21 protein-coding genes are annotated in these 21,477 nt (G+C 35.6%); 19 read left to right on the top strand and 2 right to left on the bottom strand.

Annotation, left to right across the window (positions count from 1 at the left end):
* Nucleotides 1-3 precede the first annotated feature (3 nt).
* The 19 genes from ACO052_RS17740 (at nucleotide 4) to ACO052_RS17650 (ending at nucleotide 19,157) form a co-directional block, all read left to right on the top strand.
* Complete coding sequence (locus ACO052_RS17740; RefSeq protein WP_422105125.1) at nucleotides 4-846, top strand: glycosyltransferase family 2 protein; 843 nt, start codon at nucleotides 4-6, stop codon at nucleotides 844-846.
* On the top strand, nucleotides 843-2,018 hold the full coding sequence (locus ACO052_RS17735) for a glycosyltransferase (protein WP_422105124.1): 1,176 nt from the start codon (nucleotides 843-845) through the stop codon (nucleotides 2,016-2,018). Before ACO052_RS17740 ends, ACO052_RS17735 begins: the two co-directional genes overlap by 4 nt.
* A 3-nt stretch (nucleotides 2,019-2,021) precedes the next feature.
* Nucleotides 2,022-3,011 (top strand): glycosyltransferase family A protein, encoded by a 990-nt coding sequence (locus ACO052_RS17730; protein ID WP_422105123.1) that lies wholly within the window; start codon nucleotides 2,022-2,024, stop codon nucleotides 3,009-3,011.
* 7 nt (nucleotides 3,012-3,018) lie between these two features.
* On the top strand, nucleotides 3,019-3,690 hold the full coding sequence (locus ACO052_RS17725) for a cytidylyltransferase domain-containing protein (RefSeq protein ID WP_422105122.1): 672 nt from the start codon (nucleotides 3,019-3,021) through the stop codon (nucleotides 3,688-3,690).
* Nucleotides 3,687-4,490 (top strand): sulfotransferase family protein, encoded by an 804-nt coding sequence (locus ACO052_RS17720; RefSeq protein WP_422105121.1) that lies wholly within the window; start codon nucleotides 3,687-3,689, stop codon nucleotides 4,488-4,490. The genes ACO052_RS17725 and ACO052_RS17720 overlap by 4 nt, the downstream gene beginning before the upstream one ends.
* A gap of 3 nt (nucleotides 4,491-4,493) precedes the next feature.
* A complete protein-coding gene (locus ACO052_RS17715; RefSeq protein ID WP_422105120.1) occupies nucleotides 4,494-5,537 on the top strand; it encodes an N-acetylneuraminate synthase family protein in 1,044 nt (347 codons plus the stop codon).
* A gap of 20 nt (nucleotides 5,538-5,557) precedes the next feature.
* Entirely contained in the window at nucleotides 5,558-6,679 is a 1,122-nt protein-coding gene (neuC, locus tag ACO052_RS17710; protein WP_422105119.1) for a UDP-N-acetylglucosamine 2-epimerase, read from the top strand.
* Entirely contained in the window at nucleotides 6,666-8,057 is a 1,392-nt protein-coding gene (locus ACO052_RS17705) for a UDP-glycosyltransferase (RefSeq protein ID WP_422105118.1), read from the top strand. Before neuC ends, ACO052_RS17705 begins: the two co-directional genes overlap by 14 nt.
* Nucleotides 8,057-9,205 (top strand): glycosyltransferase family 4 protein, encoded by a 1,149-nt coding sequence (locus ACO052_RS17700; RefSeq protein WP_422105117.1) that lies wholly within the window; start codon nucleotides 8,057-8,059, stop codon nucleotides 9,203-9,205. Before ACO052_RS17705 ends, ACO052_RS17700 begins: the two co-directional genes overlap by 1 nt.
* A gap of 5 nt (nucleotides 9,206-9,210) precedes the next feature.
* Nucleotides 9,211-10,350 carry a glycosyltransferase family 4 protein gene (locus tag ACO052_RS17695; RefSeq protein WP_422105116.1) on the top strand — a complete coding sequence of 380 codons (1,140 nt, stop codon included), beginning with the start codon at nucleotides 9,211-9,213 and terminating at the stop codon, nucleotides 10,348-10,350.
* 34 nt (nucleotides 10,351-10,384) lie between these two features.
* The gene (locus ACO052_RS17690; RefSeq protein WP_422105115.1) at nucleotides 10,385-10,948 is read left to right on the top strand and encodes a hypothetical protein; all 564 of its coding nucleotides are present in this window, start codon (nucleotides 10,385-10,387) and stop codon (nucleotides 10,946-10,948) included.
* Nucleotides 10,949-11,025: 77 nt separating this feature from the next.
* On the top strand, nucleotides 11,026-11,991 hold the full coding sequence (locus ACO052_RS17685) for a hypothetical protein (RefSeq protein WP_422105114.1): 966 nt from the start codon (nucleotides 11,026-11,028) through the stop codon (nucleotides 11,989-11,991).
* Nucleotides 11,991-13,070, top strand: coding sequence for a lipid II:glycine glycyltransferase FemX (locus ACO052_RS17680; RefSeq protein WP_422105113.1), 1,080 nt, complete (start codon nucleotides 11,991-11,993; stop codon nucleotides 13,068-13,070). The genes ACO052_RS17685 and ACO052_RS17680 overlap by 1 nt, the downstream gene beginning before the upstream one ends.
* Nucleotides 13,063-13,542, top strand: a complete 480-nt coding sequence (locus ACO052_RS17675; RefSeq protein WP_422105112.1) for a GNAT family N-acetyltransferase — start codon at nucleotides 13,063-13,065, stop codon at nucleotides 13,540-13,542. Before ACO052_RS17680 ends, ACO052_RS17675 begins: the two co-directional genes overlap by 8 nt.
* Before the next feature lie 9 nt (nucleotides 13,543-13,551).
* Nucleotides 13,552-14,247, top strand: a complete 696-nt coding sequence (locus tag ACO052_RS17670) for a TylF/MycF/NovP-related O-methyltransferase (RefSeq protein WP_422105111.1) — start codon at nucleotides 13,552-13,554, stop codon at nucleotides 14,245-14,247.
* Nucleotides 14,248-14,266: 19 nt separating this feature from the next.
* Nucleotides 14,267-15,349 carry a glycosyltransferase gene (locus tag ACO052_RS17665; RefSeq protein ID WP_422105110.1) on the top strand — a complete coding sequence of 361 codons (1,083 nt, stop codon included), beginning with the start codon at nucleotides 14,267-14,269 and terminating at the stop codon, nucleotides 15,347-15,349.
* Entirely contained in the window at nucleotides 15,349-16,737 is a 1,389-nt protein-coding gene (locus ACO052_RS17660) for an O-antigen ligase family protein (protein WP_422105109.1), read from the top strand. The genes ACO052_RS17665 and ACO052_RS17660 overlap by 1 nt, the downstream gene beginning before the upstream one ends.
* The gene (locus ACO052_RS17655) at nucleotides 16,697-17,704 is read left to right on the top strand and encodes a glycosyltransferase family 4 protein (RefSeq protein WP_422105108.1); all 1,008 of its coding nucleotides are present in this window, start codon (nucleotides 16,697-16,699) and stop codon (nucleotides 17,702-17,704) included. Before ACO052_RS17660 ends, ACO052_RS17655 begins: the two co-directional genes overlap by 41 nt.
* A gap of 58 nt (nucleotides 17,705-17,762) precedes the next feature.
* Nucleotides 17,763-19,157, top strand: a complete 1,395-nt coding sequence (locus tag ACO052_RS17650; RefSeq protein ID WP_422105107.1) for an exopolysaccharide biosynthesis polyprenyl glycosylphosphotransferase — start codon at nucleotides 17,763-17,765, stop codon at nucleotides 19,155-19,157.
* 8 nt (nucleotides 19,158-19,165) lie between these two features.
* Here ACO052_RS17650 and ACO052_RS17645 read toward each other — a convergent pair whose 3' ends face one another.
* Together ACO052_RS17645 and ACO052_RS17640 are read right to left on the bottom strand one after the other, a co-directional pair.
* Nucleotides 19,166-20,329, bottom strand: a complete 1,164-nt coding sequence (locus ACO052_RS17645) for a DUF4105 domain-containing protein (protein WP_422105106.1) — start codon at nucleotides 20,327-20,329, stop codon at nucleotides 19,166-19,168.
* Between the two features lie 8 nt (nucleotides 20,330-20,337).
* Nucleotides 20,338-21,408, bottom strand: a complete 1,071-nt coding sequence (locus ACO052_RS17640) for a PorV/PorQ family protein (RefSeq protein ID WP_422105105.1) — start codon at nucleotides 21,406-21,408, stop codon at nucleotides 20,338-20,340.
* Nucleotides 21,409-21,477 lie beyond the last annotated feature (69 nt).

Below are 21,477 nucleotides of genomic sequence, written 5' to 3'. Positions count from 1 at the left end.
GATTTGACTAAGCTTTTATCCATAATAACAATCAACTATAATGATGCCAATGGTCTAAAAAAGACCATGGATAGTGTACAGGCTCAAACCTGGCAGGAATTTGAGCATATTGTTGTTGATGGTAATTCTACTGATGATAGTATAGATATTATAAAATCATATACCTATACGAATTTAGATTGGATGAGTGAACCTGATACAGGGATTTATAACGCCATGAATAAGGGTATAGATAAGGCTTCGGGTAAATACCTTTTGTTCTTAAATAGTGGCGACGCCTTAGAAAACAATGACGTTCTTAATGAAGTAAAGACAGTTTTCGATACAGATAAGTCGATCATTTCAGGAAACGTAATTTTTGAAAAAGAAGATGGTAAGCGTCTTCGGGAGCACCCAGAAAAGATAAGCTTTTCATATCTGGTAGGTAATGCCATTTCCCATCCTTCAACATTTATTAAAAGAGAATTATTTGAGGTTTACGGAAAATATGATGAGCGTTTCAAAATTGTGTCAGATTGGGCCTTCTTTTTAAACGTATTAGGTCGTCATAATGAGAGCTATTTAAAGATTTCGGAGACCATATCAGTTTTTGATGCCAATGGCATTTCTTCAAGAAAAGAGAATCTAGAGAAAGTGAATAAAGAACGAACGCAAGTTTTAGAACACTATTTTCCTAGAGTATTTAATAATGAAAATGACACTTATATCTTTGAAAAATTTATACATACCCATAAGCGTTTTAGAGATTTAAAACTTATCGAAGAATCGCCAATCTTTAGAAAAGTTGCTACGGTAAAATTGTCGTTTTTGGCTGCAATAGTCAGACTAATTAAACCTTCGAAATGAGACATAAGATCGCTATAATCGGTCCAATAGGTGATTTTGGAGGACGAGAGCTAGAAACAGGCTTTATTGCAAAAACCTTACAGCAAGATCATTGTGAAGTCAGTGTCATATCAACGACTAATTGTTCTTTAAATTCTCAAATTTTTGAATTTATTGAGCCCTATCAATTCAAAGTTTTAGACGAGATACTCCTAAAGAAAAATCTTTTATTTAAAGTTTTAGCCCAACTCAGTTACTTAAAATCAGGCGAGAAAAAACCCTTAAGTCATTATGTGTCAAATACGTTTTCTAAAAAACTAGGTTATAAGAACTATGCAGTTAAAACGCTAAGAGGAATTGTTGAAGAATTTGATGTAATACTTATTTGTGCGCAAATCAGTAGTGCTTATGTTAAGGATATTGTAGAATATGCTTATGGTATTAATAAACAAGTCGTTATAAGGACTTCAAGCAAAATATCGGAAAAGGATAGACTGCATAAAGACTGGCTAGAAAAGGTAACATTGTTTATTCATCACTCAGAGTCCAATGCTTCAAGATTATCGTTTTTAGAAAACTATAGTTATCAAGTCATTGACCAATGTACCTACAGGGAAGCACCCATGTTGCGGATGGATGTCGTAAACAGCTTTAAAAATATCTTGTTTGTTGGGAGGTTCTCGCCAGAGAAGGGCATAAAAGAGCTCGTCACTTATTTTAAAATTCATGGAGAAGGTCTCAACTTAACTATCGTTGGTAATGGTCCTTTGTATAGTGAGGTAGAAGCCCTAATCACCACAGAAAGTAATATCAACCTTTTGGGATACAAAAGCCAAGACGAGGTCTTAGAATATATAAAAGCCTCGGATGCCATAATAATCCCTTCTTTTAAAGAATCTGGTCCACTTGCAGGGTTAGAAGCTATGGCTTCTGGGAGGCTCATAATTTCGACCAAAGTAGGAGCCATGCCACATAGACTAAAAAACACCTTAAATCAATTTTGGTTTGACATCAATGACGCTTACAGCCTTAAAGATGTTTTTATGAAGTTAAAAGGTCTGACTAAACAAGACATTAAAAATATTGCACAAAAAAATAGAGAAACTTATTTAGCGAATTATAGAAAAAATACTTTAGAGAATCTATACAAAAACAGTATTTTTAACCTATTGAAAGCCAAACCAAGAGACTGAGTTATGCGTGTAGGAATGAATCCTCAAAAGCAGTCTAAAAAAATACAATTAGACTGCCAACATAGACTTATAATTATAGTATTTATTCCTTCTTTAGAAGGCTATTACAAAGATGTTCTTGAAGTTTTTAAGCTTTGTTTAGAATCTGCCATAGCCACTACAAATTCTAACTGTGCTATCACGGTTGTTAACAATGCGTCTTGTGAAGCCGTTAACACATATCTAAAAGTTAAGTTAGATGAGAATAGCATAGATACGGTAATTCATCACAAGAAAAATATTGGGAAAATAGATGCATTAATTGGTGCAGCAAGAGCGAGTAGAGAGCCAATAATTACTATTTCTGACGTTGACATTCTCTTTAAACATGGTTGGCAAAAAAGTGTAGAAGACATCTTTGAAAACTTTAAAGGCGTGGCTTCAGTATCACCGATTCCCGCTAGAATGTTTAAAAACTATGAAACCTATTCTACCTTCGGAAAAGTACTGTTGGGCAAGGTGAAATTTTCTTACCAGTCCATTCCTGAAAACCATGACGATTACAACAAATACTTATTGAGTACGCACAACGATGAAGAAACGGATGAAAACCTAAAATGGCCAGTGATAAGCTCTAATAAGCATAAAGCTATTATTGGTAGCGGTCATCAAATTTTGAGTATGAGGCGAGAACTGTTCTTTACCACAGTACCAAGAGAGCCATCATTGATTTTAGTAGGAAATAGGTCTGAATACTATTACTGCGATGACCCAATTAATTACTCAGGGGGCATGCGTTTGGCGACCTATTATAATAATGCGTATCATATGGGGAATACCGTAGAAGAATGGATGCGCAATGTACAAAAGGATAATATTTCTAAAATAGATCAAATCAAAAATCAAGATCATAAACTGGATTTACCAAGCTTTCATCCCAAAACACCAAATAGAACACTCTATAAATTAAAGAAAAGAGTTTTAAACAGATTGTTTAATTCCATTTATAATTGAACCAAAATTGGGAAAGACCATTGCCATCATACCAGCTCGAGGAGGATCAAAAAGAATTCCAAATAAGAATATTATAGACTTTAATGGCCTACCGCTTTTAGTGCACTCCATACATTATGCAAAGGCAAACGCAGATATTATCGATGAGGTCTATGTATCAACGGATAATGATCAAATAAAAGCTGTGGCCGAATCGTATGATGCCCTAGTTATAGAGCGACCTTCGACTATCAGCGATGATACAGCTACGACTGTGTCGGTTTTAAAGCATGCCCTTCAAATACTGGGGAATGATATAGATTGTGTGGTGCTGCTTCAAGCCACTAACCCGTTGAGACCTCAAACATTATTGCGAGACGCCTATAAAACATTCAAGGATAAAGACTGTGATAGTTTATTTACCGTAAGTAGGGATCACAAGAAGTTAGGTAAGATTAATAACGATAAGTTTGTACCATTCAATTATAAAATTGGCCAGAGAAGTCAAGATTTAGAACCCTTGTATTATGAAAATGGCCTATTGTATATCACTAAATCAGAACTCATAAAGCAAGGCATTATTTTCAACGAACAATCCTTTCCCTATATAGTAAATCATCACTTCGCAAAAGTGGATATTGATACTTATGAAGACTTGAAATATGCGGAGTATTTAATTTCTAATGGCATTGACCAATGACAATAGCAGAAAAAGTAAAACACATCGTCAGAGCTTTTTACAATAGACTGATAAACAAAAGACAAGATCCCATCTTTATAGTCGGAACAGGACGATGTGGAAGTACATTGCTCGTGGATATATTAATGACCAATCCAGATATTCAAATCGACCAAAACGAACAGTACGATTGGTTTTTAATGGCCGCTAATGATGAGGGCAAAAAACATGATCCCATATATTCAGATCTTGTCAACTTTGATATCACCATAAAAAAGAGCTTAGAAAAGTGGACGCCATTCTATAAGTCTAAGCTGAAGATAATGATGGATACTAAGATGAGTAAAACCAATAAACGGTTTTTCTTGAAAAGTCCAGCCATCACATTTATGCTTCCAGAAATAAAGAAACTCTTTCCAAACGCTAAGTATATTCACTTGTACCGCAATGGTTTTGCAGTAGCGAGATCTTGGTTTAAAAAGGAATACTTTCGTGTTAAGGAATATCAAGATAGTTTTACAGAAGATGAGTTTATCTTAGAATGCGCCAAGTATTATAATGCTTCAATATTGGCGATAAATGATTTTTTCGAAGGTTTAGAAGATGACAAAAAATTCTCGTTGAGCTACGAAAAGCTCACTGAAAATCCAGAAGATGAGATTGCCAAACTTTTAAAGTTTTCGGATGTCGAAAGTCAATGCCAATTTGATTTTACAGAAGTAAAGAGTACCAATTTCAAAATTGATAAAATAGAAGACCATTTAAAATCTGAACTAAAGCAGATAATGAATGAGAGTCTAAAGTCACTAGATTATATTTAAGTTATGTCAGCACCATTTATAGAAATACAAGGACGTAAAGTAGGAAGGGATTATCCGCCATTGGTCATTGCAGAAATAGGAATAAACCACGAGGGGTCACTAGCTATAGCCAAAGAAATGGTGGATGCCGCTCATAGAGCAGGAGCCGAAGTGGTAAAGCATCAAACCCATATCGTTGAAGATGAAATGAGCAAAGCGGCTAAAGAAGTAATTCCTGGAAATGCAGATATATCTATTTATGAAATCATGGAACGTTGTGCTTTAAATGAAGCTGATGAATTAGCTCTAAAGCACTACGTCGAAGACAAAGGAATGATTTTTATTTCCACGCCTTTCTCAAGAGCAGCAGCAGAACGCTTAAAAAAGTTTGACGTGTCGGCTTACAAAATAGGATCTGGTGAATGCAATAATTATCCACTGTTAGAACATATCGCAAAATTCGGAAAGCCAGTGATATTAAGCACAGGAATGAATACCATAGAAAGTGTATCTAAAGCAGTTGAGATTTTTAAGAAACACAATACGGATTTAGCCCTATTGCATACCACAAATCTATATCCCACACCATCACATTTAGTACGTTATGGCGCTATGATGGAATTGCACAATGCCTTCCCAGATAATGTATTCGGTTTAAGTGATCATACCTTAAACAACAATGCCTGTTTAGGTGCCGTAGCTTTAGGCGCTTCAATCTTAGAGCGTCATTTTACAGACCATATGGATAGACAAGGGCCAGACATAGTATGCAGCATGGATGAAACCGCCTGCAAAGAATTAATAGTAGGAAGTAAAGAAATTTGGTCTATGAGAGGTGGCACAAAACAACCGGCAGCAGAAGAAAAGGTCACCATTGACTTTGCATTCGCTACGGTGTGTACGATTACCGATATAAAAGCCGGAGAGCAACTATCTAAAGACAATATTTGGGTAAAGCGACCAGGGACGGGAAAAATTTTGGCCGAACATTTTAATGATATATTGGGTAAAACAGCACTCAGAGATATTGAAGAAGGCGAACACTTAGATTATGAGGATTTTGAATAATAGCAACCTTAGATATCAGCATGCGTAATATAGTTTTTCTTACCGGTACTAGGGCAGACTTTGGAAAGATAAAGGCATTAATACAGGTCATTGAAAATCATGAAGATTTTGAGCCCTATATTTTTGTCACTGGAATGCACATGATGCACGAATATGGTTACACACTTATTGAGGTAGAACGCTGTGGCTTTAAAAACCTAGCAACCTTTAATAACCATACCGATGAGGCGACAATGGACCTCACCTTGGCAAAGACCATCAATGGGTTTTCAGCATATATAAAAACCATTGAACCCGATTTAATCGTTGTACATGGAGATAGAGTAGAAGCTTTGGCAGGAGCCATTGTTGGAAGCTTAAACAATATACTTGTGGCCCATATCGAAGGTGGGGAACTATCAGGAACAATAGATGAGTTGATAAGGCATTCCGTTACTAAATTGAGCCATATACATTACACCTCTAATGATGATGCTAAGAAGCGCTTATTACAAATGGGAGAACTTGAATCTTCTATTTTTACCATAGGGTCTCCAGACGTAGATATTATGTTTTCTGATGATTTACCTCAATTGGATATCGTAAAGGACTATTATCAAATAGCGTTTGATACCTATGGACTAGCCATGTATCATCCGGTGACCACAGAAATAGATACTATAGCGGAAAACGCCAATAACTATGTGGATGCTTTAATAGAAAGCGATAGAAATTATGTCGTTATTTATCCTAACAATGACCTGGGAAGTAAACATATATTACAGGCCTACGAGAAGTTTTCGGATAATAAAAGATTTAAGGTTTTCCCATCCATACGCTTCGAGTATTTCCTGACCTTATTAAAGAATGCTGAGTTTATTATTGGTAATAGCAGTGCAGGCATTAGAGAGGCGCCGTATTACGGTGTACCAACCGTCAATATAGGCAACCGACAGCTTAATAGAGCGACATCTTTGGAGATCATTAATGTATCGAGTAAAAAACAAAACATTCTTGAAGCCTTAAATAAATTATCAGAAAAAGTTGAGGTGAGTAGTGAGATTTTCGGCAGGGGCAATAGCGCAGAGCTATTTTTAACGACGCTCGAAACTAAGGAGTTGTGGGAGATAAATCATCAAAAACAATTTAATGACACCTACTAAAAAGCATATCCTTTTTGTTGTGCCTGATGGTGTTGGAATAAAGAATTTTCTTTATTCAGATATCATTAAGTATTTAAAAGAAGAATGCGATATTAGCATTTGGTCGCCATTACCCTTAGATGCCTTTGATGATGTAAGGACCCTACATCAAATTAACTTTAATTACAAGCAGCTCACATTAAAACCCGAAAGTGCATTTACTCGTTTGTATAGAGAAGCAACCACTTATGCCCGATTATTGCATAATACGAAGCTCAAAACTAACGCTACGATACTAACTAACTGGCGACGACCAAAACGAGGTTTTAAAATAAAATTGCTCTATCGGATAGCAGAAGTAATGGGGCGTTATTTATCCAAAGATTATGGTAAGATTCTAAAATATGAAGACAAATACAAAAAACACATCTCTAAAAAAGATGTCGAATATTATGTCAATGAATTAAAGTTGTTAGAGCCAAGTGCCCTGTTTATTACCCACCAACGTGTTCCGGGAATTATGCCCATATGTCTTGCGGCAAAACAAATAAACATTAAAACAGCGACTGCCATATTCTCTTGGGATAATTTACCAAAAGCGCGTTTGGCGGTTTATACAGATCTATATTTGGTTTGGTCGCAGTGGATGAAAGAGGAGATGAAGGATTATTATCCTGAAATTTCACAAGAAAATGTACAACTGGTGGGTACACCACAATTTGAATTTTACTTAGATAAAAATAGAATCACTCCAAGAGACGAGTTTGCGGATAAACATGGTTTAGATCCTAACAAAAAATGGATATGCTTTAGTGGTGATGATGTTACCACATCACCCTACGACGCACTTTTTTTGCGAGATGTTGCCCAGGCATTAGAAGCCGAGAAACACAATCTTCAGATTATTTTTAGACGCTGTCCAGTAGATTTCTCATCCAGATACGATGACGCTTTAGAGACCTATAAGGATTTCATAATTTCAATAGACCCAAAATGGAATAACCAAGCGGAGACAGGATGGGCAGGTTTTTTTCCGATGTACGAAGACATTAATCTACAAATAAATCTGGCTAAGCATTGTGAGCTTGTGACCAATTTGGGCTCCACCATGGCCGTGGATTTTGCGACATTCAATAAGCCGTGTTTATATCTTAATTATAACCCTTCAAATGATTCGAGCTGGAGTACTGAAATAATTTATAAATTTCAGCATTTTAGAAGCATGAAAAATTTAGATGCTGTGGGTTGGATTAATAGTAAAGAAGATATTCATAATACCATCTTAAAGACATTAGACAATCCCAACCACATCGCTATGGATAGAAAAGAATGGATAGAGGATTTGGTGCTTCATCCTTTAGATCAAAATTCAGAAAAAATCGCAAGGGCCTTATTATAATGCACATTTGTTTTATTACTCCAGAATACCCAAAAAAAGGTTTTCCACATGGTGGTATAGGCACGTTTATCAGTACTATTAGTAAAACATTAGTGGCGAAACACCATAAAGTTTCAGTTGTAGGGTTTAATATTTATACAGATACCGAGGAATGTGAAAATGACGAAGGGGTCATAATTTATAGATTAAAACCCAATAAATTGAAGGGATTGACATGGTGGCTCAATAGTAGGGACGTCAACCATAAGTTAAAAGAAATACATCAGGAAAGCCCTATAGATATTGTCGAAGCGGCAGAGCTAGGATTCGCCTTTATCAAAAAAGATAGGTCCATAAAGTATATAATCCGGTTGCATGGTGGTCACCATTTTTTTGCTGAGGCAGAACGAAGAAAATTAACGCGGTGGAAAAGTTTTCAAGAAAAACGATCATTTAAAAAAGCGGATGGATTTATAGCCGTTTCTAAATATGTGAAAAGCCATACGGAGAACTATCTAAGCTATCGTAATAAGCCTATCGAAGTCATAATGTCTCCCATTAACTTAGACATTTTTAAACCTCAATCAGATATAAAGGTACAACCAAACACTATTTTATTTGCTGGAACGGTTTGTGAAAAAAAAGGTGTTTTTCAATTAGTTAAGGCACTGCCGAAAGTTATTGAAGAATTCCCAGATATTCAGTTGTATATCTACGGAAGGGATTGGTTTTTTAAAGACGGAAGATCCTATATAAACTATTTGAAAGACTTTATTGCAAAGCAAGAGATAGAGGAAAGCCATATCCAGTTTATGGGTTCGATTCCGATGCAAGAACTAGCGCAAAAATATGCCGAAGCAGAAATTTGCATTTTTCCATCTTTAATGGAAACTCAGGGCTTGGTGGCACCCGAGGCCATGGCGACGAACAAACTGGTCATATTTTCTGAATGTGGCCCAGGTCCAGAAACCGTAGAACATAAGGTAACAGGATTGTTATGCAATCCCTATGATGTTGATGATATTTCAGATAACATTATATGGGCTCTGAAAAATAAAGAGGCCTGTGAGGAAATTGCAAATAATGCAAGGGTGTTTGTGCAATCAAATTTTGGTATCGATTATTTATGTGATAGAAATTTAGAATTTTATAACAAGCTGATGGCCTAATACATTTGAAAAAGAAAAACAAAATATTAGCGATTTTCACTTTAGTAGAGCATAGGCAAAAAGATGGTAAATATTACGGCTATGCTCCTTATGTGTCGGAGATGAATATCTGGACGAGCCATTTTGATGAAGTTCTGGTAGTTGGGCCATTTTCTTCGTCGACAGAGGTGGGGAATTTGGATTTGGCATACGATCATTCCAACCTTTCCTTGATTGAGATACCTAGCTTTCATATAAAATCACTTAAAGGTATACTCAAGCTTCTTTTAAGATTACCGACTATTAGTTTTAAAATAAATAAGGTAATGAGATATGCCAGTCATTTACACTTTAGATGTCCAAGTAATGTCTCAGCCATAGCCGCCGTAATTCAAATCTTTTATCCTAGCAAACCAAAGAGTGCCAAATATGCTGGTAATTGGAAACCAAACAGTAAACAGCCTATAGGTTATAGATTTCAGAAGTGGCTATTAAGTAACACATTACTCACCAAGAATATGCAGGTTTTGGTCTATGGTGAGTGGCCAAATCAAACAAAATCAGTGGTGCCTTTTTTTTCGGCGACCTACAAAGTTTCCGAACGTGCAGCCTATCAAAGAAAGGACTATAAGGAAAAGTTGAAATTTGTATTTATTGGTGCTATGGTTGTTGGCAAAAGACCTTTTCTAACAATCGACATTATAAAAAGACTGCTGGAAAATGATTTTAATTGCGAACTTCATATGTTTGGTGATGGACTATTAATTGATGAGGTGAAAGATAATATAGAGGCAAACCATTTACAAGATGCTGTTGTAGTGCATGGCAACCAGAATAAAGAAGTGATAAAAGAGAACTTAAAAGATGCTCATTTTACAATATTACCTTCTAAAAGTGAGGGCTGGCCAAAAGCAATAGCCGAAGGCATGTTTTTTGGCGCTATTCCAATTTCTACTAAAATATCGTGTTTACCTTGGATTTTGGATTGGGGTAAAAGAGGTATTTTGATTGATGCAGATTTAGATGCGGCCACCGAGACGATAGTAGAAGAACTAAAAAAAGGAGACACGCATCTGGCAAGCCTTTCAAAAAGCGCTTTAGAATGGTCGCAGCAATATACAGTTGATAGGTTAGAAAAAGAGATCGATAAAGTTTTAAACAGATAGTAGCTATTTCGAAAGGGATAAAATTTAATTCATTTTGTTAATTACATCAATAAAATATAGTAAAGACAAGCATACATCGGATTGCCAATATGCACTATCGGATAATAAAACGACGATTACTATTAACGAGGATTTAATAAAAGAATTTCATAGCTTAAGAATCGAATTCGACTGCGACATAGCCCTAATAAGACATCACGACTACAAATGGATAAATAGCAGTCAACCCAGCTTATCTAATTGGTATAGCCCAAAAATACTCAAGCTCAAAAATGGCGTTTATGTTCAGGCGAATACACCAAAGGGAATTTGGCAATATTCCCCAAAAGAGAAGCATGTACTACTCTGGCATTTTAATGTGGAATTTTCCAAACCTATGACGCATTACAGTGGTAACCGTAATGCTAAGCAGATAGTTCAGAGTACATTCTTGCAGTTCAAGGTACCATTAGAGCTTTTAATGTCTAAGAAAGGTGCGGTAGAATTTAGCCGATCTAAAATTCCGTTTAAAGCCATAGCCTGTTTTACCGATCATTGTGATTTTGATACTGAAGAAAACCTTATTTTACAGAGAGAATTTTTAAAAAATACAATATAAAAACCACAAAGGGTTTTTTCCTAAATGACTTTTCAAACAGACCAAATGCATCATTTCAAACAAATGCTGAAGAGCTGATGAAATGGAAGGACGATGGTCATGAACTTGCCTATCATTCGTTGTCACAATCAATCAAAGATGATAAAGTTAGCTTTAAGGATTTTGAGACCTTTAATCCACCAAATAAGGACATACCAACATGGATTGATCATGGCTATCAACCTTATAATTTTAGCTTATATAAAAAACATGGAAGAAAAGACGATTGGTATGAAGAACAATTGAAAGATAAGTCTATAGCTATACTTTGGAATTATATCGATAGCGGTACAGCAACTAAAGGTGTTATTAATCAGATAAACCCAGAACATTTTACCTTAAAAAAATACGTAAAAGGCATTAAATCAAACACGCCCAAAATCAGATATGCTGCGTTTATTAAAAATATCATGTTCCATTTTTATAATGGCGAAAAGTATGCCTTGAATTATAAGGATATCGCCAAGTTTTATAAGCTGACTTTTATGGCCAAGAAACCCAAGTACATATTTAACCTTTTAGTTTCTCTAGGGTTAGTAGCTGGGGCAATTCTCAAGATTTTTTTAACATGGAATAGTAGTAAAACAAAAACCTATCCCTTAGCTAAATACACACCAGTACTTTTTAAGCATAAAATTAAAGATGAAGAGTTTTCAATATTTCAAACCATTGAAATGGTGGATTTCAAAAAAGCCTTATGTAAAGAAAACATAGATTTATTAATTGAAGAAAGTGGACTTTTTATAGCCCATACGTATTTCTCTGTACCTATGGGTTATCATACGGGTAAATTGCTAAGGACGCCGAGTCAAATAGATGAAGACGTTGAGGCGAATTTTAGCTATTTAGCCCATAAAATTGCGAATAATGAGGTTTGGAATCCGACTTTAAAGCAGTTAATTTCATATTTTGACAACATAGAGAATGCTGTTTTTAGTATAGATAGTTCAGATAACATATATTTGGCTTCGCAAGACGCTATACCTATAAGAGAAATAAATTAATGGAGGTCGTATTCACTAAGGAAGAGGCATGGTTAGAAAAATGGGACAGTTACGTTGTAAATGCTCCGCGAGGGAGTCATCTCATCTTATCGGATTGGCTAAAATCTTATGCGTCTTATGGATTTGATTTCGAAGTTGGAATTGCACTCAAGGATGACAAAATAATCGGGGGACTTGGGGTTATTATTCCTAAAGTACTCTTCTTCAAATTTTACATAGTTCCTCATGGTCCCATTTTGGACAAAGCCTATGAAAATTATATCAATGACTTACTAATACAAGCAAGGTCTAGAGCTAAGAAAATTAAATGCAGTTATTTTCAATTTAGTTTGCCTATTTCTAATAATCCCAAGATCAGTAAGCATACCTTTTCTTTTCAGAATATAAGCCTTGATAAAGCGCTTTATAAAAAAGGGAAATTGTTTAGTCATATCTATTCGTCTTACGGTTTAAATTGGGTAGATTTTAATAAGACAGATAATGCTGAATCATTGTTGCAAGGTCTTACCACAAAAGTGAGGAGGAATATAAGGCTGCCTTACAACAAAGGGGCTGTTGCTAATTTTGAGCAAAATGAAGATAGCATACGACAAGGTTATGGGATTATAGAAGCAAACGCGAGATTAGGAAATTATGCCCTAAGATCGTATGACGACTTTAAGAGTACGATTTTGAACCTTGTTAAAAAGGGCTATGGATCTTTTATAAATATATACGTAAATGGCGATATTAAAGCCTCTTGTTTTGTTATAAAAGCAGGTAATTATATGACTAATATCTCTGGTGGTACCCTCAGAGAAAAGCCAGATATAAAGTTAGGCTATATGTTACAGTGGGAAGCCATTAAAAAATCCTTTGATCTGGATTATGGAGGCTATAATATCTCTATGGGAGGATCAGAAGGAGTTAAAGAGTTTAAAGAGAAATTCAGCGCAGAAGCGATTTATTTTGAAGAACCACATTACCATTCTGTGTTAAGACCATTTGTTTTTAAAAGCTTTTTAGTCTTTGAGAAAATAATTAAACCCTATAAATCTTATATTTCAAAGGTGTTGTCTAAATATAAAAAAGGTGCGTAAATACTTAAAGTATTTTAAAATAAGGAGAATTGAAGTATATATTTTTGCAAAGCAAAGCGCTTTTGATTTGAGTGTTGAAGAATTTCCTTATACCATTAAAGAGCAAAAGCTTTCTGAGAATAAAACCAGATTCTTTATTGAGAAGGATGGACGTGTAATTCATGAAAGTTATTTGTACCTAGACGTTTTCTTGTTGGGATTGCTTAAAAAAAGAAGAAACCCCGTGATTGGCGACTGCTTAACTGATTCAGAATATAGAGGACAAGGTATTTACCCTTATGTTATCAATCAAATTTCCAATACCATTGTTGATTCAGAAAAAAGAGCGGTTTATATGGTAGTGAACCAAGACAACGAAAGTTCTATAAAAGGCATTGAAAAGGCAGGTTTTACGAAATACGCAGAAATAAAAGCAAAGCGATGGACTTGGATTTATCTAAACAAGACTATTCGTTATTTAAATAAAAACTAATTCAAATCTATGAAGGCGACCATAACCACTAAACTAAAACGTTTTTTATCTAAAATATTACCTAACTCCGAAAAAATAAGATATCTGGCGGCATTACCTAAACTTAATGACTTTGTGAAAAACGCATCAGACACCTGCAAGGTTTTTAAGACGCGTAAAGAACTGTATACATATCTAAACGATGAAATCAATAATACTGCCATTAACTATTGCGAGTTTGGCGTGTATCAAGGTGCTAGTATTAAGTACTGGTCTGCAACGAATACAGATCCCAAATCAGATTTTCATGGTTTTGATACATTTACCGGCCTTCCGGAGACTTGGAGTAATTTTACCGGGGGACTTTCAAAAGGGGTGTTTGATGTTAAAGGCCAACTGCCACAAATAGATGATGATAGGGTCTTTTTTCATAAGGGACTCTTTCAAGATACTTTACCATCATTCATAAAAAATAATGAATTATCGAATACGCTGGTCATTAACATAGACGCAGATTTGTACTCATCGACTTTATTCGTGTTAACTCAGATGGATAATCTTATAAAGGCAGGTACAATTATTATTTTTGATGAGTTTTCTAGCATGCTTCATGAGTTCAGAGCGTTAGAAGACTATTGTATGTCATATAGAAGGGAATATGAGGTTTTAGCGGCAACGACCTCTAAGTATCAGTACTATGCACATGTAGCCATCAAGATTTTATAAGACGATTATAACTGGTTTAATGAGAGTTTTGCAACTTATCGATTCATTGGACGCTGGCGGTGCAGAGCGTATGGCTGTTAATCTTGCAAATTTACTTTCAAAGGATATTGAGAAATCGTATTTAGTAGCTACAAGAAAAGAAGGACTTCTAAAACAGTCCATTGAAGATTCGGTGAGCTATATGTTCTTAGGGCGTAAGTCTACCCTTGATGTTCAATCCCTATATAGATTTTACAGATTTATTAAATCAGAAAATATATCAATAATACATGCCCATTCTTCTTCGTTTTTTATGGGCGCAATGGCCAAATTATTAAGACCTAAAGTAAGACTGATATGGCACGATCATTATGGTAATAGCAATTTACTTGAAGAAAGACCTTACAGAGTTTTAAAAGTCTGCTCAAGGTTGTTTGATGCCGTATTCTGTGTGAATTCTAACCTGATAGCATGGGGTAAAGAAAAATTAGGACTAAAATCGATCTCATACCTATCAAATTTTGTTTTACCAAAAAGTAATTATGACAAGGAAACGATTTTAAAAGGTCGTGAAGGGAAGCGCATACTTTGTTTAGCAAATTTAAGACCTCAAAAGGATCACTTTAATTTAGTGGATGCCTTTGCAGCAATTTGTGAACAATTTCCGGAGTGGACGCTACATTGTGTAGGTAAAGATTTTAATGATTCTTATTCTAGAGAGCTAAAGTTATATGTTGAGAATCACAATCTAAATGACAATATTTATTTCTATGGAAGTAAAAGCGATACGGAATATATTATTTCACAATCGACCATTGGTATTTTGTCATCAGAATCTGAAGGCCTACCTTTAGCTTTAATTGAGTATGGCTTTGGCGCTTTAGCTGCGATTTCTACCAATGTGGGCGATTGTGCACGCGTTATAAATGATAATACTAAGGGGGTATTGGTAGCGTCTAAAAATGCTAAGGCTTTAAGTGATGCGATGGTACATGTAATGAGCGATAAGAAACTTAGATTAGAATTGGGAACTAATTTAAAAACACATGTTCTCAGTAACTTCTCTAAGGATGCTGTTAGAGAATCACTCTTACTCAAGTATGAAGAAGTACAACCAAAATAATGGGAAGTTCAACTCGTAAAAAATATAGATATCATTTTACAAACGACAAATATGTTGCGCTAATCGTTCTGCACATTCTTATTGGTATTTTTATCAATCAGATTCCGAATTTTTCTCAAATTTATTTTGTTGCTGCTTGTTCGTACTTCGTTTTTAATTTATTGCTTGCGCCAAAGCATAAAAAAACAATTTGGGTACTATTGGGCTGCGCCTACATTGCCGGTGCAGAAGCATTATTTAGAATGACTGGTGGTGGAATATCTTATGAATTTGCCAAGTACTTTGTTATTCTTTTAATGATTATAGGAACTTTTTTTAATGGCGCTTCGGGTAAAGCATACGCCTATTTAATATACCTGATTTTATTGGTTCCAGCCGTAGTTGTGGCGTCTACAAATTTGGATTTCGGTTTAAATTTTAGAACTAGTGTTGCCTTTGTATTAACAGGCCCTGTGTGCTTGGGGATTTGTGCAATTTATTGTTATGATAAAAAAATTAGTAATGAAGAATTATTGCATGTCGTATCTTTTTTTGGCTTTCCCATTATAGCAATGACCACCCATTTGTTTTTGCATACGCCTAGTATTAAAGAAGTCGTTACGGGAACAGGATCTAATTTTGCTACTTCTGGCGGTTTTGGTCCTAACCAAGTATCGTCCCTGCTTGGCTTAGGCATGGTTAGTTTTACGGTACGTTTTTTTCTTAAATCACCGACGCTTTTTTTAAAAATATTTAATATTATTCTTCTTTGTGCTGTAAGTTTTAGAGCCCTTGTAACGTTTAGTCGTGGGGGCGTCGTAACAGCTGTGTTTGTCATTATGGCTTTTCTTTGGGCACTGTATTTCAGGTCAGGATATAGAATGAAACAGCAAGTTGTAATATCGTTTTTTATTTTGATAATAGGCGGTGCTATCACTTGGTGGATAAGCTCTGATCAAACCGATGGTTTAGTGGTCAATCGATATGCAAATACGGATAGACGAGGTTTTGAAAAGGAAAATATTACTACGGGTAGATTTGAGCTTTTCGTTCACGAGATTCAAGGGTTTGTAGATAACCCTTTTGTTGGGGTTGGTGCCAGTGGGATGAAGCAAGAGCGTTTAAAAGAAGAGGGTATTGTAATTGCATCGCACAATGAGCTAAGTCGATTATTGTCTGAACACGGAATGTTAGGCCTAATCATACTATTACTTTTAGTAATTAGTCCTTTGGCATTTCGCACTTATAGAAAGGGAAATGTTTTGTTTTACGCATTTTTAGCCTTTTGGTTTGCTACAATTAACCACTCCGCTATGCGTATTGCGGCACCTGGTTTCATATATGGGCTCGCACTATTAAATGTAAGATATGAAAAACGTTCTTTACGTAGGAAACGCGTTATCGAATAAGGGGAAAACAACGACTTCGATTGAGAGTTTAGGAGCGAGATTGAGCGAATTTTGTTCTATAAAAATCGCATCGAACAAATCGAATAAGGCGTTGCGCTTATTAGATATGATGCGATTGGTAATTGCCAATAGAAAACACACCGACTATGTATTAATAGATACATATAGTACTACAAACTTTTATTATGCTTTGGTTATTAGCCAATTTTCACGGCTGTTTAAAATTAAGTATATCCCAATTTTACATGGCGGAAATCTTGAAAGCCGTCTAAAAATGAATCCTACAATGAGTAGATTGGTGTTTAAATATGCATATGCATTAGTTTCACCTTCAAACTTTTTAAAAACTACTTTTGAGACCTATGGATTTAACAATATTAAACACATACCCAATTCTATCGTAATAGAGGATTTCGCATATCAAAACAGGGATATAAAAGTGATTAAGTTGTTATGGGTAAGATCTTTTGCAAAAATTTATAATCCAGAAATGGCAGTCATGGTATTAGCGCGTCTCATTGAACAAGGATATCAATCCGAACTTACAATGGTAGGGCCAGATTCTGACGGATCACTTCAAAAAACTGAGCGCTTAGCAAAAAACAAACAACTCGAAATTAATTTTACGGGCAAATTATCCAGAAATGAATGGATAGAACAATCTAATAATTGCAATGTATTTATCAATACTACAAATTTTGATAATACACCCGTTAGTGTTATTGAAGCCATGGCTTTAGGTTTACCTGTCGTATCTACAGATGTTGGTGGATTACCGTATTTGATATCAAATCATACAGATGGGATTTTAGTACCTCCCTCTGATGTCGACCAAATGGTTGATGAAATAATCAACTTAAAAGAAGATAAAGCATTAAAAAATATGCTGGTTTTAAACGCTAGGAAAAAAGTGGAGCAATTCGATTGGGAGAAGATCAAATCAAAATGGATAGAACTTTTGTCTTAGATTTTATGTCAAAAATAGTTTGTACTTATTATATTTACGCTACAACCGACCTTAAAACATGAAGCACAAAAAGGGCATCCATTTCGAAGTCTCGGAACGAAAGATTCTTCTCAGAATTATGGACTTGGTTATGGTCTTTTTTGCCATTTATTTTTTAAATCTTTACCCAGAATTCGAATACATAGAGTTCGATGAAAATAATTTAACTGCACTGATTTTATTGGGTGTTTACGTATTGGTTTTTGGTACTATTTTCGAACTTTACGACCTTCAGAAGGCCAGTAAATTAGATACCACATTCAGGAACATCGTTATTACAACATCCACCGTGGTTTTGTTTTACCTTTTAACACCAATTCTATCACCGTACTTGCCGGAAGAACGAATTCAGATTGTTTATTTTTATTTGGCCATTATTTTATCGCTTTTACTATGGCGTTTTATTTACATCAACCTTATTGAGTCACCAAGATTTTACAAGCGTATCTTGCTGGTTGGTGAGGTCTCAAATATTGATGGTTTAGTCAATGCCCTGAATGCCTCAGACCCTAATTATAAGATTATCGGATTTATAAATAGTGAAGAATCCACATCAGAGTCTGTAAGGTTTAAGGGGCTTAAGGAGTTTGAGGCAAAAGACTTTCTCAATACCATAGAAAAAGAACGAATCTCAGAGGTCTTAGTGGCAAGTTTTAACAGTGAAGCGATAATTGCAGAAGTTTATCACGATTTGATCTTATTACTGGAACGTGGTTTTAAAATAAGGGAATACACACAGGTCTATGAAGAACTACTCCATAAAGTGCCCATACAATTTGTCGGTAAGGACTTTTACAAGTATTTCCCTTTTAGTAGGAGTAATGAAAACAAATTATATATCTTTTTCCATCGTGCTTTCGATATTGTTGTTGCCTTTCTGGGACTATTATGTGGTTTAATGCTTTTGCCCTTTATTTTAATTGGCAACCTTCTAGGTAATAGAGGTCCACTATTTTATACCCAAGAGCGTGTTGGTAGAAATAGTAAACCCTTTAGAATCTTAAAGTTAAGGACTATGATCGTCAATGCTGAAAAAGATGGTGTTAAATGGGCTCAAAAGAATGATAAGCGCATAACCTCCTTTGGTATGTTTCTAAGACGTTCGCGCTTAGATGAAATCCCACAGTTTTATAATGTCATAAAAGGGGAGATGAGCATTATTGGCCCAAGACCAGAGCGGCCCTTTTTTGTTAATGAATTATCGCGCATCATTCCCTTTTACGAAACACGACATATTATTAAACCCGGTCTTACGGGTTGGGCTCAGGTAAATACAAGGTACGGGTCTTCAATAGATGATAGCCTCACCAAATTACAATACGATTTGTACTACATAAAACACAGAAGCATTTTCCTAGACTTTAGTATTACCATTAAAACACTAAGCACTATTTTATACTACCGAGGTCAGTAGTAGGTGTATTAGTCAAAAAACTTCAACAAAAATATATAGCGTATAAATAAGGCTATTAACAACAGAATTAGGGGCATTGCAAAAACTTGCACCCCTATTAACCAATGTAGCGTCATAAGGCAAAGGAGTATCACTAAAAACTTTAAAAAGCCCTTAACCCAATTTTTAATGGTACCATTTTTTAATTGATAGGCGAGGATAAAATTTAAAGGGAAGGCCCAAAGCAGATTGTAGTTATAGCCAGTGGCTGTGTGGTCCGTGGCGAACCATAAAAGCAAAAGCAGGGTGCCAATGAGCCCTGTAATACCGAAGAGTGAGATATCTAACCACTTGCTTCGTTTATTAGATTTAAAATCTTTATAGGTGATATAGATAATGACTGCAGCCAGAAGTCCTAAGATAAAAAATGGACTTAAAAAGATAGTATTTGATGCGTTAATATGTCTTTTTTGAAATAATGTGGAAGAACTCTTAACTAAATTATTAGTCTCTCCAATTTTGGCCGCATTAAAGAACTCGTGAATGTATTTTGGCAAGAACATATATTCGTTGGGATTAGCCTCTCTGTCAATAACAGACCCCAAGGCTATATCAATTCCCAAACTCCCCCATGAGTTACGGTCTAGGTGTTCGTATATGAGCTGCCTAAACGTTTTTTGCTCAATTGAGGCAGGTAGTTCAAAACTAACGTTATTTCGGGTTACGATTTTGGAGACGTCTCTTATTTTCGTCGCGCAGTTGTCGTAAAAAAAGTCATAGAGATATTTTCGGTTTTCTGGTTTGTAGTTGTTCTCTAAGAAATCAAATAGTCGTTGTTTTTCTTCAATGCTAAAATTCAGTACCTGCTCTTCAATAGTTCTGTTATGGCCTGAGTAATGATAAAAAATATCCGAAAATCGGTGCTTACTAATGAGATAGTTGAGCTTACCTCTCGCAAATTTTAAATAGAAGTTTGGCGCGTCAAAGTCATATTCTCCATAACCATAAACCAAATCAATGCGTTGGCTGTTGTCTTTAATTCTAAAGGCGTTGTGTCCAAAAGCATCATTTAATGAGGTGCCAGGACCAAATGTCAAAACAGAGACCACCGCATTTTCAGTTAATGTGTTTTGCTGGCTAAAGCCTAAAATGGAAAGGGTTAGTAAGCAGAAAAGCGATAGTTTTAATTTCATAGGCATCACTATCTAAAAATACTAAAATCTATTTTTAGGGAGAAGACGTTAGAATATAATGCGGCACTTTGGTCACCAATATCAGTAAAGGCGTAGTCGATCTGAAAACCTTTATATTTAAATCCGACTCCAAAGTTCGGCTGAAAAGTTAGGTTCTCAGAATTGTCGATCTGCAGCTCATTCTGAAAATTACCAACGCCACCTCTTAGAAAAACTAGATCCGTATAACCAAACTCGAAGCCTAGTGCCGGATTTATACTGGCCAATGAGCTTGAAAACACATCATTATTTTCCTCGAAGCGTACATTGAGATTGGCAGCAGCTGTTAAAGAATAGTCGTAGTTGAAAACCCATTGTTTGGACAAGCCTATTTCTAGTTTTGGTATGGTGATTTCTGTAGTTTCTGGTAACTCTTGGTTTTGCCCTTCAATAGCACCACTGATTTGTTCAAATTTATCTTCATCAATAGACCAAGCATTATACGTTGTGGTAATGTCTCTGGCCATAAGGCCAAATTTCCACCCCGATTTATTTTCAAATTGAATACCAGCGTCTAAACCAAAACCCCAAGACGAGGCGAAATCGCCTATAATCCGTCTTATAACTTTGGCATTGACACCAAAATTTAGGCCATCCAATGGTAATTTTCTAGCATAAGAGAAGGTTAATCCATAATCTGCCGTAGAAAAGGTACTGATTCTATCATAGTTTATATTGCCTTGATCATCAATTAACTGCGTGGTGTCCAAAATATCATCGACCCCAAATCTAATGATCGAAACACCAACGGCGCTTCGGTCGTCCAAAGGCATACCATAGGCGATATAGTTATAGTTGGCAATATTGGCAAAATAGCTCGAGTGCATTAAGGCAAGCTGGTTATCTTCGAGATGTACTAATCCGGCCGGATTCCAATATCCAGAATTCACATCCGCAGTCTGGGATACTACAGCATTACTCATACCTAGAGCAGCAGCGTCAACACCAATATTCATAAATTCATTGGAATATTTTCTGGTAGTTTGAGCCGTAGCTATAAGTGCAAAGAGTGTTAAGAGAATTACAGTGTAATTTTTCAACAGCAAAATTTTTTACAAAGATGCACAATTTTTCTATCTAATTAACTGCAAAAGTGGCTTCTTATTGTT

This window comes from Winogradskyella sp., from assembly GCF_965228925.1.
GTDB lineage: Bacteria > Bacteroidota > Bacteroidia > Flavobacteriales > Flavobacteriaceae > Winogradskyella.
This window is presented reverse-complemented; position numbering and strand designations above follow the sequence as displayed.